The organism is Solibacillus sp. FSL K6-1126 (assembly GCF_038003445.1).
Lineage (GTDB): Bacteria > Bacillota > Bacilli > Bacillales_A > Planococcaceae > Solibacillus > Solibacillus silvestris.
On sequence record NZ_JBBOPD010000001.1, the window covers coordinates 175,001 to 191,988 of the forward strand.

The following is a 16,988-nucleotide window of genomic DNA, read 5'->3' on the forward strand; positions in this document are numbered from 1 at the left end:
TTCAAGCAGTAAGGCGTGTATGTAGGCAAATCCGCATACTTTAACGTTGAGCTGTGATGACGAGCTCGTATGAGCGAAGTTCCTGATTTCACACTGCCAAGAAAAGCCTCTATCGAGGTGAGAGGTGCCCGTACCGCAAACCGACACAGGTAGTCGAGGAGAGAATCCTAAGGTGTGCGAGAGAACTCTCGTTAAGGAACTCGGCAAAATGACCCCGTAACTTCGGGAGAAGGGGTGCTTCTTTGGGTGCATAGCCTAGAGAAGCCGCAGTGAATAGGCCCAGGCGACTGTTTAGCAAAAACACAGGTCTCTGCAAAACCGTAAGGTGACGTATAGGGGCTGACGCCTGCCCGGTGCTGGAAGGTTAAGAGGAGCGGTTAGCGCAAGCGAAGCTGTGAATTGAAGCCCCAGTAAACGGCGGCCGTAACTATAACGGTCCTAAGGTAGCGAAATTCCTTGTCGGGTAAGTTCCGACCCGCACGAAAGGCGTAACGATCTGGGCACTGTCTCAACGAGAGACTCGGTGAAATTATAGTACCTGTGAAGATGCAGGTTACCCGCGACAGGACGGAAAGACCCCGTGGAGCTTTACTGTAGCCTGATATTGAATTTTGGTACAACTTGTACAGGATAGGTAGGAGCCAGAGATCTCGGAGCGCCAGCTTCGAAGGAGGCGTCGGTGGGATACTACCCTGGTTGTATTGAACTTCTAACCCATGCCCCTTAGCGGGGTAGGAGACAGTGTCAGGCGGACAGTTTGACTGGGGCGGTCGCCTCCTAAAGAGTAACGGAGGCGCCCAAAGGTTCCCTCAGAATGGTTGGAAATCATTCGTAGAGTGTAAAGGCATAAGGGAGCTTGACTGCGAGACCTACAAGTCGAGCAGGGTCGAAAGACGGGCTTAGTGATCCGGTGGTTCCGCATGGAAGGGCCATCGCTCAACGGATAAAAGCTACCCCGGGGATAACAGGCTTATCTCCCCCAAGAGTCCACATCGACGGGGAGGTTTGGCACCTCGATGTCGGCTCATCGCATCCTGGGGCTGTAGTCGGTCCCAAGGGTTGGGCTGTTCGCCCATTAAAGCGGTACGCGAGCTGGGTTCAGAACGTCGTGAGACAGTTCGGTCCCTATCCGTCGTGGGCGTAGGAAATTTGAGAGGAGCTGTCCTTAGTACGAGAGGACCGGGATGGACATACCGCTGGTGTACCAGTTGTCTTGCCAAAGGCATCGCTGGGTAGCTATGTATGGACGGGATAAGTGCTGAAAGCATCTAAGCATGAAGCCCCCCTCAAGATGAGATTTCCCATTACGCAAGTAAGTAAGACCCCTGAAAGACGATCAGGTAGATAGGTTCGAGGTGGAAGTGCGGTGACGCATGTAGCTGACGAATACTAATCGGTCGAGGACTTAACCACATTTTATTGCACAAATTCAATGAAACGTTTATCCAGTTTTGAAAGAATGATCTTTCTAAGGGTTTCAAGATACAAGCTAGTCGAGGAAACGACTGAGTGATTGAAGGAGCGTACTTAAGTACGTGACTGAAAGAACGAAGGAAGTTGACGAAGGATAGCGCCGTGTATTGGAAGCCGAAAATAGTGAAGTGATGATGGCAAAGAGGTCACACCCGTTCCCATACCGAACACGGAAGTTAAGCTCTTTAGCGCCGATGGTAGTTGGGGGCTTCCCCCTGTGAGAGTAGGACGTCGCTTCGCACAACGCAAACCCGCTGAGTAATCAGTGGGTTTTTTGTTTACTTAAAATCTGTATGCGCTGTAACCATGAGTATGCAAATTCAAGCAAGCACAAAGACCGAGAGCAAAGAAAATTTTGATAATTGAACATAGACATATGAAATGCCAAAGTCTAAATGCAGTGACGAATGTAGATATTGTTATAGAAAAAATAGTAGTTTTTTAAAAATTTATTAAGTACCAATATATGTTTTATGACTAGCTAATGATCAATGTTAGCTAGTTTTTCATTTCTAACGCCAATGGTGGTTTGAGCGGTCGAGACGTCTTATAATAGAGGAACAATGGAAAATGAGGTGAATATGGTGAATAGTAATCGACCAATTGTTCAAGCATTAAAAAAGTTTGTTGCGGATGAGCCGCAATCCTTTCATGTGCCTGGACATAAAAATGGGTTGCTGTCGAATTTGCCTGATGAAATAAAACAGGCATTAAAATATGATGTAACTGAACTGACAGGGTTAGATGATTTTCATCATCCAGAAGAAGCCATTCAACAGGCAGAGCAACTCCTCGCAACTACATATGGGGCAAATCGGAGTTTCTTTTTAGTGAATGGTTCCACAGTTGGGAACTTAGCAATGATCTATGCAACTTGTGAAAAAGGAGATACTGTACTTGTTCAAAGAAATGCACACAAATCTATTTTTCATGCATTGGAACTTGTTGGGGTGAAACCTGTATATGTTTCACCAAAGTGGGATATAAAAAGTCAGACTGCGGGTTGTATTGATTTGGATACATTAGAGCAAGCGATAGCAACTTATCCGCATGCCAAGGCCGCTATCTTTACGTATCCGACTTATTATGGGGTGACAGCAGTTGATTTTGCAGAGCAAATTGAATTATGCCATGAGTATCATATCCCTGTTCTAGTTGATGAGGCGCATGGGGCCCATTTAACCGTATCGGAGGATCTGCCCGCTTCGGCCCTTGAGCTAGGTGCAGACATTGTCGTCCAGTCAGCCCATAAAACATTACCCGCTATGACAATGGCTTCCTTTTTACATATGAAATCATCATTAGTAAGCGAACAGAAAGTAAACCGTTATTTACGTATGTTACAATCGAGTAGTCCATCGTATTTACTTTTAGCTTCCCTTGATGATGCAAGAAGTTATGTAGCCAACTATACGGCAGCTGACTATGCGTATCTTATGGAGAAGCGTCTGCAATTTATTGAATCATTGACAACTTTAACGGATTTAAAGGTTATTGAAGTGAATGATTCATTAAAACTATTAGTACGTGCCCCTGGTTACACAGGTTTTCAATTAAAAGAGGCATTGGAAAAAATGCATGTGTATGTTGAGTTGGCAGATGCAAAACAAGTGCTTTTAATTTTACCGTTATTGAAGCAAGGATATTGTTATTCGATTACGAATTTATGTAACCGTATGAAAGAAGCAAATACTCATTTAAAACTCTGCGAAAGCAATGAATATATAGATGATACAGAAAGCTTTGAGACGATAGCAATTACGCAACCGGAATATAGCTTTGAGGAAATAGAGCAGGCAGAAAAAGAGTGGACTCCATACAAGCTGACTATCGGGCGAATTGCAGCTAATACAATTATTCCGTATCCACCGGGAATTCCATTACTGGTCCAAGGTGAGAAAATTACGGAAGCACAAATTGGTCAGTTGGAAGAGCTGCTCGCTATCGGTGCACTGTTCCAGGGAGATCACCGATTACAGGAAAAACTAATACAAGTCATAATATAGATGCAGGGAGAATATAAAAATGCAAAGGAATTTATTTATTTCGTTTGAAGGCGGGGAAGGTGCCGGTAAAACAAGTGTACTAAAGGCAATTGGGGAGCGTTTAAAAGAAGAGCGTATTGAGGCTTTACTAACACGTGAACCAGGCGGGATTGAAATCGCCGAGAAAATTCGGACGATTATTTTAGACCCGGCACATACAGAAATGCATGAGCGGACAGAGGCATTATTATATGCTGCAGCACGTGCACAGCATTTCTATGAAAAAATTGTGCCTGCATTGGAAGAAGGAAAGCATGTATTATGCGATCGGTTTATTGATTCCTCATTGGCATATCAGGGCTATGCACGGGAAATCGGAGTCGATGATGTACTTTTTATTAATGAATTTGCGATAGGAAAGCGTCTGCCGGATGTAACTATTTTCTTTAATATTGCACCGGAAAGAGGGTTAGCGCGTATTCATGCGACACGTAGTGATGAAATTAACCGATTAGACGCTGAAGGTTTGGCATTCCATCAAAAAGTATATGAAGGGTACGAGGAAGCAATAAGACGTTACCCGGAGCGCTTTAAAATGGTGAATGCAGACCAGGCTCTTGAACAGGTGATTGAAGAAGTGTGGGGGATTTTAAATCCGTTATTAGGGTAAAAGTAAATGAAGTGTACCTTTTATTTTTATTCAGCGGGTTTCTAGAACACCCGCTGAATAAAAATAAGCCTCTGGCAGATGTCACAGATTTTTTAATGGAAATTTTTTGAGTAAACTCAAAAAAAATCTGGACACAATTACACCGAGGCGTAATTGATGATATAATAGAGGAACCAATTCAATGAAGGGGTGAGTACGGATGAAGTTAGTAGTAGCAGTAGTGCAAGATCAAGATAGCAACCGCTTATCGAATGCATTAACGAAAAACAACTATCGTGCGACAAAATTAGCGAGTACAGGTGGATTTTTACGATCGGGAAACACGACATTTTTAATAGGTACGGATGATTCTTTAATTCCAAGGTTATTAGAGATTATTCGTGAAAACTGTCGATCACGCGAGCAAATGGTTGCTCCTGTATCGCCAATGGGGGGGAACGCAGATTCTTACATCCCGTACCCTGTAGAAGTTGAAGTTGGAGGAGCGATTGTATTTGTATTACCAATCGAACAATTCCACCATTTTTAATTTCTTTCAACAGACTGAAGGAAATTAAAGCCCCAATCGGTAATGTTAAATTCACGCAGCCATCATTATTGCGCGTATAAAACCGAGTTCGATAGTAAGTATAGTGGGGCGTTATTTTTTTGGAGGCGAATGGTAAATGAAGATTAATCAAGATCTCCGAACAAATTTGAATGCGAATCGCAATGATTTGCGTCCGGCAAATCAAAACGGGAATCGCTTTGGTGACATGATTGTAAAGCAAGAGTCGAAAATGCAGTCAGAGCAACTCACGAGATTAATGGGTGATATTTCTACAGCGGGTGACCGAGTAGCACGATCACGGAATTTACGTGAATTAGCTCGCTTTAAAATGCTTGTGAAACGTTTTTTACAGGAAGCAGTAGATTATGGGCTTGAGATGAAGCAATCACATACATGGAACCGTTTTGGAGAAGGGCGCCGCTTAAAAATTGTCGAAACAATTGATGAGCGTCTTGTCGAATTGGCAGAAGATATTCTAAATGAAGAAAAAGAGTCTATTGAGTTATTGGCGAAAATTGGCGAGATTAAGGGACTTTTAATAAATCTGTATATGTGAAAAATGCCCGTGTCTTTGTTGTGCACTAGACACGGGCATTTTTCCAAGCAGAATATATATTGTTTGAATTGTACATAGGGCATTCAAATAAATAGAAGCAGGAAATGAAAAAGGTGAGGGAATTGACACGAACTATTGAAGAGCTTACGAAGCTGCAACCTGTAGTGATGAAGCAACTACAAACAATTGTAGATAAAGATCGTTTAGCACATGCCTATATATTCGAAGGTGAAAAAGGTACGGGTAAACGAGATGTCGTCTCTTTTTTTATGAAACTTCTTCTTTGCGGAAATTTGTCAGAAAATGTTCCATGTGAAACATGTCGAAATTGCAGACGAGTTGATTCGGGAAATCACCCGAATATTTGGCAAGTAGAGCCTGATGGACAATTTATTAAAATTGATCAAATAAGAGATTTAGTTGCGGAAATGAAGATGACAGGTGTAGAGAAGGGCAAGAAAATTTATGTGCTTCATCATGCAGATAAATTAAATATTGCTTCTGCTAATATGCTCTTAAAGTTTTTAGAAGAACCTGACGGACAAGTCGTGGCGATTTTATTAACCGAGCAAATTCAATCTATTATTCCGACGATCCGTTCTCGTTGTCAGCATATTAAATTTGCAAAAGCACCCCGTATTACTATGATGGAGCAACTGGTAGAACAGGGAATTACAAATTCAATGGCATCGACAACAAGCATGGTGACAAATGATCTCGAAACAGCTATTGCACTTGCAAATGATGAGCAATTTGTACTTGCACGAAAAACAGTGTTAAAATTAGTAGAGATTGTTCATCAAAATGTTCATGAAGCACTATTATATATTCATGAAGAATGGCTCCCGCTCTTCAAAGAAAAAGAAGATATGGAGCTAGCACTGGATTTGTTGCTATTTGCATACCGTGATATAGTAGCGATTAAAGCAAACCAGCAAGCAAAGTGCACGTATCCCGATATGTATCAACGATTTAATGAACTGGCACTCGTATTGACATATGAAAAACTGTCACGCCAAATGCAATCTATTTTGCAGGCCCGCACGAATTTAAATCGTAATATGAATCGTACGTTATTGATGGAACAGCTTATGCTGAATCTTCAGGAGGGGTATACATTTGTATAATGTAGTCGGAGTTCGCTTTAAAAAAGCGGGTAAAATATATTATTTTGATCCAGCCGCTTATATTTTGGAAGTTGGCGAATATGTAATCGTAGAAACAGCCCGGGGAATTGAATATGGCAAAGTAGTTGTGCCGATGCGGCAAGTCGGGGAGAATGACGTTGTTTTACCATTAAAACAAGTAGTTCGACCAGCCGATGAACGTGATCGTTTCCAGGTAGAAGAAAATACTATTGAGTCAAAACGTGCCTTTGAATTAGCGAATACGAAAATTGTTGAGCATTCGTTGGATATGAAGCTCGTTGACGTTGAATATACATTTGATCGCAATAAAATTATTTTTTATTTTACAGCAGAAGGGCGTGTAGATTTCCGGGAATTAGTAAAAGATTTAGCTAGCGTTTTCCGTACACGAATAGAGCTACGTCAAATTGGTGTTCGTGATGAAGCGAAACTGCTTGGAGGAATTGGTCCATGTGGAAGAATGCTTTGCTGTTCGACATTTTTAGGTGATTTTGAGCCTGTGTCGATTAAAATGGCAAAGGATCAGAATTTATCGCTGAATCCGACAAAAATATCCGGGTTATGCGGGCGTTTAATGTGTTGTCTAAAATACGAAAATGATGATTATGAGATTGCAAAAGAAGGTATGCCAGACATCGGTGATTTATCAATGACACCAGAAGGCGAAGGCAAAGTCGTCGGATTAAATGTATTAGAGCGACTCATTCAAGTATATTTGACGAAGCAGGAGCGTATGGTTGAATATACGCTTGAAGAGCTTATGCAATATGAGAAAAATCTGATATAGATAGAAATTAATGGGGTGGCTTGAGTGAAGGACCGTAATTTTTTGGATACTGTTATGGAGTTCGAACAACAGCTTGAATCAATGCAACAGCAATTTAGCGCACTTAAGCAATTTGTTGCGCATATGATGGAGGAGCACCAGACGCTTCAAACAGAAAACCTTCACCTACGTACGCGCTTAGAAGAACTATTAGCGAATGAAGCAACTGCAATTAAACGAGTAGAAGAGCTGAAAAAAGAACCAGTAGATATTGGTGAAGGGTACGATAATTTAGCAAGGCTTTATAATGAAGGCTTCCATGTATGCCATGTGCATTTTGGAAGCTCACGTAAAGGTGAAGATTGTTTGTTCTGTCTATCATTTTTAAATAAACAAAATGGTTAAAAACAAAAGGCTGAATCTGCTAAAGTAGATATCAGTCTTTTGTTTAGAAAAGACTGATTATAATAGCAGTTAAGTGGAGGATTTAATAGTGGAGCAATGGTTGAAGGATGATGAGCGATTAGATTATTTACTGGCGGAGGATTTACGAATCATTCAAAGCCCGTCCGTCTTTTCGTTTTCATTGGATGCAGTATTATTGGCGCGATTTGTACAAGTTCCGAAAAATAAAGGACATATTATTGATTTATGTTCAGGCAATGGGGTAATCCCATTATTTTTGAGTGCGCGGACAAATGCAAAAATTACAGGTGTTGAATTACAGCCGCGGTTGCATGATATGGCAACACGCAGTATCGCATACAATAACTTGGCACAACAGATCGACATGCAGCTTGGTGATGTGAAAGATGCACCTGGAAAACTTGGTATTGAAAAATATGATGTTGTGACATGTAATCCTCCTTATTTTTTAGCACATGAGTTGAGCGAAAAAAATACAAGTGAGCATTATGCAATCGCAAGACATGAGCTGTACTTAACGCTGGATGAAGCAGTCGAAGCAACAAGTCGTCTATTAAAACAAGGCGGAAAGGCGGCCTTTGTGCACAGACCAGGCAGGCTTTTGGACATTGTAAGTGCGATGCGCGCAAATCGGCTGGAGCCAAAGCGCATTCAGTTTGTTTATCCAAAACGGGGGAAAGAAGCGAATACATTACTGATTGAAGCAATTAAAGACGGCAAGCCGGATTTAAAAGTATTGCCACCATTATACGTATATGAGGATAATAATGAATATACGCCAGAAGTGAGGGCGCTTTTATATGGAGAAGGAAACTAAACATTACTTTTATGTGGTAGAGTGTAGTGATGCAACACTGTATGCAGGCTATACGAATAATTTAGAAAAGAGAATTGCGGCACATAATGCAGGTAAAGGGGCAAAGTATACACGGGCACGCGGTCCGGTAACGTGTATTTATTTTGAAACATTTGAAACAAAACAGCAGGCAATGTCTGCTGAATATGCATTTAAACAATTAAAGCGTCCCCAAAAAATAAAGTATATAAGGAGTGCTACAGATGAACTCACAAAAAAGTAGCCAACATGAACAAGGGAGCTGTCTTTACTTAGTAGCGACACCAATTGGCAATTTAGAAGACATGACGATGCGTGCACTGCGTATTTTAAAAGAGGTCGATATTATTGCTGCAGAAGATACACGCAATACGAAAAAGCTATGTAATTATTTCGATATTCAAACACCGCTCATTAGTTATCACGAACATAATATTGAAGTAGGCGGCGAAAAACTGCTTGGCTATTTACAAGAGGGAAAATCCATCGCATTAGTAAGTGATGCAGGTTTGCCTTGTATATCGGATCCAGGTGCAGATATTGTCGTAAAAGCAATTGCTGAAGGATTTGCTGTCGTACCGATTCCTGGAGCAAATGCAGCGTTAACTGCTTTAATTGCATCCGGTCTTTCTCCGCAGCCATTTTATTTCTTCGGCTTTTTAAAACGAAACAAAAAAGAACGCAGAGAACAGCTGGAAAAATTGTCAAAGAGAGAAGAGACGCTGATTTTTTATGAAGCACCACATCGTTTAAAGGAAACATTAAAAGACTTACAGCTCGTATTAGGTGACCGTAAAATTACATTGGCGCGCGAATTAACGAAGAAGTTTGAAGAGTTTTTGCGAGGCACAATAGAAGAAGCGATCATTTGGGCAAGTGAAAATGAAATTCGCGGTGAATTTTGCATCGTACTGGAAGGCAATACTTCCGGTGAAGTCGAAGAAGAAGAAGAGGCTTATTGGACGACAATGTCATTGGATGAGCATGTTACTTATATAATAGAAGAAACTCAATTATCTTCAAAAGAAGCTATAAAAGAAGTAGCCAAATTACGAAACTTACCAAAACGTGACGTTTACCAGGCATATCACCAATAAAAAAGCGTTGAAAAGTCGACATACTTTTCAACGCTTTTTATATTTGGTAAAATAATACTTTACATTACATAAAGTGGAACTTCAAACTGCGGGGTTTTCGCCATGCTTAAGTCCAGAGGCGGGATTCTTGCCTCTGCCGCTATGCATTCGATGCAGATAAACTACTGCCCGTTAATACGGGATAAATTAGTAAACCCTAACCACTTTATTTGTGTAAATAAGTATATTATTTTTTTAAGTTTTCTTGAATTTCTTTCATTAATGCTTCTGCACCTTCAGAAGACAAGATTAATTTACCGCCTACTAAACGCATGTTTTCATCAGAAACTTCACCAGTTACTGCACATGTCATGTTAGGCATGTATTTTTTTAAGATGATTTTGTCGTCATCCACATAAATTTCTAAAGCATCTTTTTCAGCAATACCTAATGTACGGCGTAATTCGATCGGAATTACTACACGTCCTAATTCGTCTACTTTACGTACAATACCTGTTGATTTCATATTAATACTTCCTCCTATATAATAAAAGTTATTTAAATTCGTCAAAATTCGACATTCATCTTGATCTAGTTAAAATCATAACAATTAATACCATAAACGTCAATAAATTAGTATTCATATTTTCTTCATTTAAGAAACTTTTTTGTCATATTTGTACTTTTTAAGGAAATTATAAAAAAAACTTATCATTTAATATTTAGAATAGTCGGAAAGATTTAACCAATTACCAACATTTAGTTATCGATTTTTCGACAAAACTGAATTCCAATAAACTTTCATTGAAACAATTTTCGTACTTCGTTAGAATAAGGATTATACTTTAACAAACAAATGGAGGCACTTTCGTGAGTGAACAACAAACATTCTATATAACAACCCCTATTTATTACCCGAGTGGAAAATTCCATATCGGTACTGCATATACGACGGTTGCATCTGATGCAATAGCGCGGTATAAGCGTTTAAAAGGCTTTGATGTCCGCTTTTTAACAGGCATGGATGAACACGGACAAAAAATTCAGGAAAAAGCACAAGAAGCCAATATGCATCCACAAGATTATGTAAATGAAATTGCAGAAGGTGCTAAAAAATTATGGAATACTATGGATATTTCCTATAATGACTTTATTCAAACCACTGAAACGCGTCATACAGATTCTGTAGAGAAAATTTTCCAGAAATTTTTAGACAATGGTGACATTTACAAAGGCGAATATGAAGGACTATATTGTGTACCTTGTGAGTCTTATTATACTGAGACACAATTAGTCGATGGAAAGTGCCCGGATTGTGGTCGTGATGTGCAAAAGGTTAAAGAAGAGTCATACTTCTTTAATATGAAGAAATACGCAGATCGCCTGCTTGCTTATTATGAAAATAATCCAGAGTTTATCGAGCCGGAATCTCGCAAAAATGAAATGATCAATAACTTCATAAAACCGGGGCTGGAAGATTTGTCTGTATCCCGTACATCATTTGACTGGGGAATTAAAGTACCTGGAAATCCGAAGCATGTAATTTACGTATGGGTAGATGCATTATCGAACTATATTACTTCTTTAGGATATGGTTCTGACAATGCAGAGCTGTTCAATAAATATTGGCCGGCAGATGTCCATGTAGTAGGGAAGGATATTGTCCGTTTCCATACAATTTATTGGCCGATTTTCTTAATGGCATTGGATTTACCATTACCAAAGAAAATTTTTGCACACGGTTTCATCATGATGAAAGATGGAAAAATGTCGAAATCTAAAGGAAATGTTGTGTATCCGGAAATGTTAATTGAGCGTTACGGTTTAGATGCGACACGTTATTTCTTGTTACGTGAGCTGCCGTTTGGTCAAGATGGCGTATTTTCACCTGAATCATTCGTTGAGCGTACAAACTTCGATTTAGCGAACGATTTAGGAAACCTTTTAAACAGAACAGTTTCCATGATGAACAAGTATTTTGATGGGGTAATTCCTACTGAAAATTTGGAAGCTACACAATTTGATGAAGCATTAAAAGAACATGCTGAAAGTGTACGTATTAGATATGAAGAAAGTATGGATAAAATGCAGTTTAGTGTCGTACTTTCTGAATTATGGTCTTTAGTTTCACGCACTAATAAGTATATTGATGAAACATCTCCATGGGTATTGGCAAAAGACGAAGCCGATCATAACAAGCTTGCTGCTGTTATGAATAATTTGGCAGAGAGCTTACGCCATATCGCAGTGATGATTCAGCCATTCATGACTAATGCGCCAAAACAAATTATTGAACAATTAGGCCTTGATGAGAAATCATTACAATGGGACACGATTGAAACATTCGGGAATGTTATTCCGAAAAACATAAAAGTTGCAGAAAAAGGTACTCCAATCTTCCCGCGTCTTGATGCGGAAGTGGAAGTAGCTTACATTCGTGAACAAATGCAAAGTTCTGTAAAAACACCGCAGGAAGAGGAAACTACAACTGTTGAAGCACCTGAAACAGAAGAAATTACAATTGATGATTTCATGAATGTAGATTTACGTGTTGCAACAGTAATGGCATGTGAACCAGTAGCAAAAGCAAAGAAATTATTAAAGCTTAAGGTTGATTTAGGTTATGAACAACGTCAAGTAGTATCAGGTATTGCCGAGCATTATAAACCGGAAGAGCTTATCGGTAAAAAAGTAATAGTCGTTGCCAATTTAAAACCTGTTACATTACGCGGCGAATTATCTCAAGGGATGATTTTAGCAGGTTCACATGATGGAGTTTTAACGTTGGCCACTGTTGATCCAAAATTAGCAAACGGTGCACAAGTGAAGTAATTTGAAAAGAGTCTGTTGGACCAGAAAAGTTCAGCAGACTTTTTCATTATTTTGTAAATAAAAGTAAAATAAAACTATTCTAATATAACTTATAAATGGTTGAAAAAGGATGATAAGTGGTTTTATGGTACCTCGTTACTAACTTTATAACAAGTACACAATAATAAATGAATATTTTGTAACCTACATGTAATAATACTGAAAACTAAGAAATATGATCTATGAGTACAATACACGATAGGAGAAATGAAGATGAGCACATTAATAGATACACATGTCCATTTAAACGCAGATCAATATGATGAAGATTTACAGGAAGTAATTGACCGTGCTATTGCTGCCAATGTAGAAAAGATGGTTGTAATCGGCTTTGATAAAAAAACGATAGAGCGTGCGATGCAGCTAATAGAGGATTACGATTTTATTTATGCAGTAATTGGTTGGCACCCGGTAGATGCAGTTGATTGCACAGATGACTATTTAAACTGGATTGAACAATTGGCAAAGCACCCGAAAGTTGTCGGAATAGGTGAGACAGGACTGGATTATTACTGGGATAAGTCTCCGAAAGATGTTCAGCAGTATTGGTTCCGTAAGCAGATTCATTTAGCAAAAAAACTCGAATTACCAATAATAATTCATAATCGTGATGCGACAGGGGATGTCGTACGGATTTTAAAAGAAGAAAACGCAGCTGCTGTTGGCGGAATTATGCATTGTTTCGGCGGGAGTGTTGAAACAGCTTATGAATGCATAAACATGAACTTCATGATTAGTCTTGGAGGACCGGTGACATTTAAAAATGCACGTCAGCCAAAAGAAGTCGCGGCAGAAATTCCACTTGAGCATTTGCTGATTGAAACCGATGCGCCGTATTTAGCACCGCATCCATTTCGAGGGAAACGGAATGAACCGGCATTCGTTACTTTGGTAGCAGAGGAGATTGCTCGCCTAAAGGAATTACCTGTGGAAGAAGTTGCCTATAAAACGACGGAAAATGCAAAACGCTTTTTTAAAATTCAATAATGAAACTATTAAAATAACCGTAGAAATAGATTCGGGATTTTTTCGTTAGGTTAGTTTTTTAAAGTGCAAAAACTTTACCATGATAAGTCGCCTCCAATACTAGTTGCAGTACGAGTTCAAGCAAAATGCCCAATTTTTGATAAATTCTTTTTTATTGACAGTAAGAAAACTAGTACGTATAATCCAACTTTGTATTAAGGAGGCGTTATTTTCATGTCAAATCAATCCATGAAAAGCCAGTTCTTAGATTCATTGAGGAGTAAGCAAACAGGGGTCCGAATTGTTTCTGTAATCCTGTTTGTATCTGTAATTGCATTTGTTCTATACCACGGAACTAAGACTCCCGTTATGTTGACAGCAGACGGGGAGACCACAAAAATTTATACACACGCAACTACGGTTGATGAGCTTCTGACAGCTCAAAATATAGATTATACAAAATACGATAAAGTATCACCCTCACTGAGTACCAGTATTGATAGTGGAATGTCAATAGAATGGGAACAGGCAAAAGAAGTAGTAATTTCAGTTGATGGAAATCAGTCTAAAGTTTGGACAACTGAAAATGTAGTGAAGAACATTTTGGAAGAAGCAAATATTGAAGTAACAGAGCATGATCTTGTATCACAAAGCTTAGATACAGAAGTAGGAGCCGATAACAAAATCGATATTCAAAAAGCGTTTCAGTTAACGCTTGTCGATGGCAAAAAAGAGAGACAAGTATGGTCCACTTCGACTACGGTCGCTAACTTTTTAAAACAACAAGAGGTTCAATTAGGTGAATCGGATCGTGTCGACAGAGGTTTGGAGGAAGTTATCACTCCAAATGATAAAATCGCAGTTGTTCGCGTAGAAAAGGTTACCGATGTAGTGGAAGAATCTGTAGATTTCGCAATTGAAAAGAAAAATGATTCTTCTTTATTAAAGGGCAAAGAAAAGGTTGTTTCAGAAGGTAAAAAAGGTAAGGTAGAGCGTACATACTCTATCGTAAAAGAGAACGGAAAAGTTGTCTCGAAAAAACTTGCTTCTGAAAAAGTCATTAAAAAACCGAAAACAAAAGTTGTATCTGTAGGGACAAAAGTTGTTACTGCCAATGTTTCCCGTTCTAGTGAACCGAGTTCTGGGAAAGAGTTTTATGTAACTGCAACAGCATATACACCAAATTGTGCAGGCTGCTCGGGTATTTCAGCAGCAGGTCTTAACCTGCGCGCAAATCCGGATATGAAAGTCATTGCAGTTGACCCTAACGTTATTCCATTAGGAACAAAAGTATGGGTTGAAGGCTACGGGAATGCTGTAGCTGCTGACACTGGCGGTGCTATAAAAGGTAATAAAATCGATGTTTTAGTACCAACAACGTCCAAGGCAAAAAGCTGGGGACGTAAAAAAGTGCGTATTAAAGTACTGAAATAAAATTTACCTTTATTCAGCAAATTGTTTTTGTGTCGAAAGAGTAGCGGCAGGTACAAAAAACACTCACCTCTGTAGGTGGGTGAAGAGTGCCTTTGTTCGTTTCAACTTCAGCGTAATTGATTATTTAGTTGTTTTATATAAGATCAACAATCCAAAATGTATAATGGCTTTCTCGCTTTTTGACTGATGGCGAGGGAGCTTTTTTCATTGAAGTTAGCACAGCGGAAAGAAAGTGCAATCTATGGTAAAATAGCGAAAGACTATGTTGGAAATGAGGAACGTTTCTTGGATATACAAGAGATTATTGTTGTTGAAGGAAAAGACGATACAACAGCGATTAAGCGTGCAACAGGAGCAGATACTATTGAAACAAACGGCTCTGCCATTTCAGACGAAGTACTGCGCCGTATCGCACATGCCCAGAAAAAAAGAGGCGTCATTGTATTCACTGACCCTGATTACCCAGGCCGCCGTATTCGTGCGATTATAGAAGAACGGATACCAGGTGTGAAGCATGCGTTTTTAGCAAAGGCGAAAACAATCGCCAAAAACGGTAAAGGTTTAGGGATTGAACACGCAAACGATAAGGATATCCGTGAAGCATTAAGCAATGTTTATACATTGGCGGATTCACAAATTGAAGAAAAAATTACACTGGAAGATTTAATGACAGCCAAACTGATAGGACACCCGCAATCCAAAAAACGTCGTGACCAGTTAGGTGAAATTTTAAATATTGGCATGACAAATGGTAAACAGCTTCATAAACGGTTGATGATGTTTCAAATTACAATCGAGCAGTTTGCAGAGGCAATTTCGCAATTAGATCAGGAGGATACGCATGCATAAAGACATTGCTACACCGGTACGTACAAAAGAAATTTTAGAAAAATACGGATTTTCATTTAAAAAGAGCTTAGGGCAAAACTTTTTAATCGACCCGAATATTTTACGTAATATCGTCAGCCACGCCAATTTGACGGAAAACAGCGGAGCAATTGAAGTTGGACCTGGGATTGGTGCATTGACAGAGCATTTAGCCCGCGAGGCAAAAAAAGTCGTATCGTTTGAAATTGATCAAAGGCTTTTACCTGTACTCGAGGATACGTTAAGCCCTTATGACAATGTAAAGATAGTCCATTCGGATATTTTAAAAGCGGATGTTGCGCAAGTAATTGAAGAAGAAATGCCAGGTATTGAAGATATTATGGTTGTAGCTAACTTACCTTATTACGTAACAACGCCGATCTTAATGAAGCTTTTAAATGATCGTTTACCGATTCGCGGTTTTGTCGTTATGATGCAGAAGGAAGTAGCGGATCGTATTACGGCAAAACCGGGTACGAAGGCATATGGCTCCTTATCAATTGCTATTCAGTATTACGTAACAGCGGAAATCGCGATGGTTGTACCGAAAACGGTATTTATGCCACAGCCAAATGTAGATTCAGCAGTAATCCGTTTGATCAAACATGAAAACCCGCCGGTGAAAGTAATTGACGAGGACTTTTTATTTGAAGTATCCCGTGCTTCTTTTGCGCAACGACGTAAAACAATTTTAAACAATTTACAAAACGGACTTGTAAACGGAAAGCAAAACAAAGAGCTGATCCTTAAAGCATTAGAAGAAGCCGGAATTGAGCCCTCACGCCGCGGCGAAACATTGTCAATTCAAGAATTTGGGAAATTAGCGGACTGCTTATATCCACACTTTTGTGTACGACAATAAAGTGAATTTCCATTAAAAAATTTTAAGAAATCTTAAGAAAAAAGTTGACGACTTTGTATTGCGGTGATAAAATATTATATTTTATTGACATTTTAACTACATCATGGTATACTGTTTTATAGTGAGGTGTATGCAAAAATGCCAAAAACGTTAGCAGACATTAAAAAATCATTGGATAGTCATTTGGGTAAACGTTTGCAATTAAAAGCAAATGGTGGTCGCAAGAAAACAATTGAATGCGAAGGCGTCTTAAGTGACACTTACCATGCAGTGTTCGTCATTGAACTAAAGCAGGAAGATAATGCGTGTAAACGCGTATCTTACAGTTACACAGATATACTTACTGAAGCAGTAGAGATTACTTTTTTAGATGATGCTGTAGCTACCATCAAATAGTTTTTCTAGTACTTATTTTAATATTTTTAAAAAAAGCGCTCATTTAAAGTGAGTGTTTTTTTCTTTTTTGCACATGCTAAAAGCGTCAACAAAAAGGAGGTTTTTTG

17 protein-coding genes and 2 rRNA genes (1 of these 19 cut by a window edge) are annotated in these 16,988 nt (G+C 39.2%); 18 read left to right on the forward strand and 1 reads right to left on the reverse strand.

Going from position 1 to position 16,988, the window contains the following annotated elements:
* The 12 genes from MHH44_RS00830 to rsmI form a co-directional block, all read left to right on the forward strand.
* A 23S ribosomal RNA gene (locus tag MHH44_RS00830) occupies nt 1–1,413 on the forward strand (it extends 1,516 nt beyond the left edge of the window).
* 184 nt (nt 1,414–1,597) lie between these two features.
* Nucleotides 1,598–1,713: ribosomal RNA gene (gene rrf / locus MHH44_RS00835) — 5S ribosomal RNA — on the forward strand.
* A gap of 341 nt (nt 1,714–2,054) precedes the next feature.
* On the forward strand, nt 2,055–3,479 hold the full coding sequence (locus MHH44_RS00840; protein WP_340797548.1) for an aminotransferase class I/II-fold pyridoxal phosphate-dependent enzyme: 1,425 nt from the start codon (nt 2,055–2,057) through the stop codon (nt 3,477–3,479).
* A 19-nt stretch (nt 3,480–3,498) separates the two neighbouring features.
* Entirely contained in the window at nt 3,499–4,128 is a 630-nt protein-coding gene (gene tmk / locus MHH44_RS00845) for a dTMP kinase (RefSeq protein WP_340797549.1), read from the forward strand.
* A gap of 199 nt (nt 4,129–4,327) precedes the next feature.
* On the forward strand, nt 4,328–4,657 hold the full coding sequence (locus MHH44_RS00850; RefSeq protein WP_008408314.1) for a cyclic-di-AMP receptor: 330 nt from the start codon (nt 4,328–4,330) through the stop codon (nt 4,655–4,657).
* A 136-nt stretch (nt 4,658–4,793) separates the two neighbouring features.
* Complete coding sequence (locus tag MHH44_RS00855; RefSeq protein ID WP_008408313.1) at nt 4,794–5,234, forward strand: YaaR family protein; 441 nt, start codon at nt 4,794–4,796, stop codon at nt 5,232–5,234.
* Between the two features lie 104 nt (nt 5,235–5,338).
* Nucleotides 5,339–6,361, forward strand: a complete 1,023-nt coding sequence (gene holB / locus MHH44_RS00860; protein WP_430289941.1) for a DNA polymerase III subunit delta' — start codon at nt 5,339–5,341, stop codon at nt 6,359–6,361.
* Complete coding sequence (locus MHH44_RS00865) at nt 6,354–7,169, forward strand: PSP1 domain-containing protein (protein WP_008408311.1); 816 nt, start codon at nt 6,354–6,356, stop codon at nt 7,167–7,169. Before holB ends, MHH44_RS00865 begins: the two co-directional genes overlap by 8 nt.
* Nucleotides 7,170–7,193: 24 nt before the next feature.
* Complete coding sequence (gene yabA, locus MHH44_RS00870) at nt 7,194–7,553, forward strand: DNA replication initiation control protein YabA (protein ID WP_008408310.1); 360 nt, start codon at nt 7,194–7,196, stop codon at nt 7,551–7,553.
* An 88-nt stretch (nt 7,554–7,641) separates the two neighbouring features.
* Complete coding sequence (locus MHH44_RS00875) at nt 7,642–8,391, forward strand: tRNA1(Val) (adenine(37)-N6)-methyltransferase (protein ID WP_340797550.1); 750 nt, start codon at nt 7,642–7,644, stop codon at nt 8,389–8,391.
* A complete protein-coding gene (locus tag MHH44_RS00880; protein WP_014822307.1) occupies nt 8,375–8,653 on the forward strand; it encodes a GIY-YIG nuclease family protein in 279 nt (92 codons plus the stop codon). The genes MHH44_RS00875 and MHH44_RS00880 overlap by 17 nt, the downstream gene beginning before the upstream one ends.
* The gene (rsmI, locus tag MHH44_RS00885) at nt 8,634–9,506 is read left to right on the forward strand and encodes a 16S rRNA (cytidine(1402)-2'-O)-methyltransferase (RefSeq protein WP_008408306.1); all 873 of its coding nucleotides are present in this window, start codon (nt 8,634–8,636) and stop codon (nt 9,504–9,506) included. Before MHH44_RS00880 ends, rsmI begins: the two co-directional genes overlap by 20 nt.
* A 226-nt stretch (nt 9,507–9,732) precedes the next feature.
* On the opposite strand, the gene MHH44_RS00890 is transcribed toward rsmI, so the two are convergent.
* Nucleotides 9,733–10,011: an AbrB/MazE/SpoVT family DNA-binding domain-containing protein gene (locus MHH44_RS00890; protein ID WP_008408305.1), complete on the reverse strand. Its 279-nt coding sequence runs from the start codon at nt 10,009–10,011 to the stop codon at nt 9,733–9,735.
* Between the two features lie 344 nt (nt 10,012–10,355).
* Here MHH44_RS00890 and metG point away from each other — a divergent pair, with 344 nt between their 5' ends.
* From metG to veg, 6 genes are all read left to right on the forward strand, one after another.
* A complete protein-coding gene (gene metG, locus MHH44_RS00895) occupies nt 10,356–12,317 on the forward strand; it encodes a methionine--tRNA ligase (protein WP_340797551.1) in 1,962 nt (653 codons plus the stop codon).
* A gap of 252 nt (nt 12,318–12,569) precedes the next feature.
* Complete coding sequence (locus MHH44_RS00900) at nt 12,570–13,343, forward strand: TatD family hydrolase (protein WP_340797552.1); 774 nt, start codon at nt 12,570–12,572, stop codon at nt 13,341–13,343.
* Between the two features lie 213 nt (nt 13,344–13,556).
* Nucleotides 13,557–14,756 carry a ubiquitin-like domain-containing protein gene (locus tag MHH44_RS00905; protein ID WP_340797553.1) on the forward strand — a complete coding sequence of 400 codons (1,200 nt, stop codon included), beginning with the start codon at nt 13,557–13,559 and terminating at the stop codon, nt 14,754–14,756.
* A 285-nt stretch (nt 14,757–15,041) separates the two neighbouring features.
* Nucleotides 15,042–15,605, forward strand: coding sequence for a ribonuclease M5 (rnmV, locus tag MHH44_RS00910; protein ID WP_340799473.1), 564 nt, complete (start codon nt 15,042–15,044; stop codon nt 15,603–15,605).
* Nucleotides 15,598–16,485, forward strand: coding sequence for a 16S rRNA (adenine(1518)-N(6)/adenine(1519)-N(6))-dimethyltransferase RsmA (gene rsmA, locus MHH44_RS00915; RefSeq protein ID WP_340734493.1), 888 nt, complete (start codon nt 15,598–15,600; stop codon nt 16,483–16,485). The genes rnmV and rsmA overlap by 8 nt, the downstream gene beginning before the upstream one ends.
* A 138-nt stretch (nt 16,486–16,623) precedes the next feature.
* The gene (gene veg, locus MHH44_RS00920; RefSeq protein ID WP_008408296.1) at nt 16,624–16,881 is read left to right on the forward strand and encodes a biofilm formation stimulator Veg; all 258 of its coding nucleotides are present in this window, start codon (nt 16,624–16,626) and stop codon (nt 16,879–16,881) included.
* Nucleotides 16,882–16,988 lie beyond the last annotated feature (107 nt).

What these genes read in the sequence shown, in the direction of transcription:
- MHH44_RS00840 (WP_340797548.1), top strand. Translation starts at nt 2,055, where the DNA reads ATGGTGAATAGTAATCGACCAATTGTTCAAGCATTAAAAAAGTTTGTT.
- tmk (WP_340797549.1), top strand. Translation starts at nt 3,499, where the DNA reads ATGCAAAGGAATTTATTTATTTCGTTTGAAGGCGGGGAAGGTGCCGGT.
- MHH44_RS00850 (WP_008408314.1), top strand. Translation starts at nt 4,328, where the DNA reads ATGAAGTTAGTAGTAGCAGTAGTGCAAGATCAAGATAGCAACCGCTTA.
- MHH44_RS00855 (WP_008408313.1), top strand. Translation starts at nt 4,794, where the DNA reads ATGAAGATTAATCAAGATCTCCGAACAAATTTGAATGCGAATCGCAAT.
- holB (WP_430289941.1), top strand. Translation starts at nt 5,339, where the DNA reads ATGAAAAAGGTGAGGGAATTGACACGAACTATTGAAGAGCTTACGAAG.
- MHH44_RS00880 (WP_014822307.1), top strand. Translation starts at nt 8,375, where the DNA reads ATGGAGAAGGAAACTAAACATTACTTTTATGTGGTAGAGTGTAGTGAT.
- rsmI (WP_008408306.1), top strand. Translation starts at nt 8,634, where the DNA reads ATGAACTCACAAAAAAGTAGCCAACATGAACAAGGGAGCTGTCTTTAC.
- MHH44_RS00890 (WP_008408305.1), bottom strand. Translation starts at nt 10,011, where the DNA reads ATGAAATCAACAGGTATTGTACGTAAAGTAGACGAATTAGGACGTGTA.
- MHH44_RS00900 (WP_340797552.1), top strand. Translation starts at nt 12,570, where the DNA reads ATGAGCACATTAATAGATACACATGTCCATTTAAACGCAGATCAATAT.
- MHH44_RS00905 (WP_340797553.1), top strand. Translation starts at nt 13,557, where the DNA reads ATGTCAAATCAATCCATGAAAAGCCAGTTCTTAGATTCATTGAGGAGT.
- rsmA (WP_340734493.1), top strand. Translation starts at nt 15,598, where the DNA reads ATGCATAAAGACATTGCTACACCGGTACGTACAAAAGAAATTTTAGAA.
- veg (WP_008408296.1), top strand. Translation starts at nt 16,624, where the DNA reads ATGCCAAAAACGTTAGCAGACATTAAAAAATCATTGGATAGTCATTTG.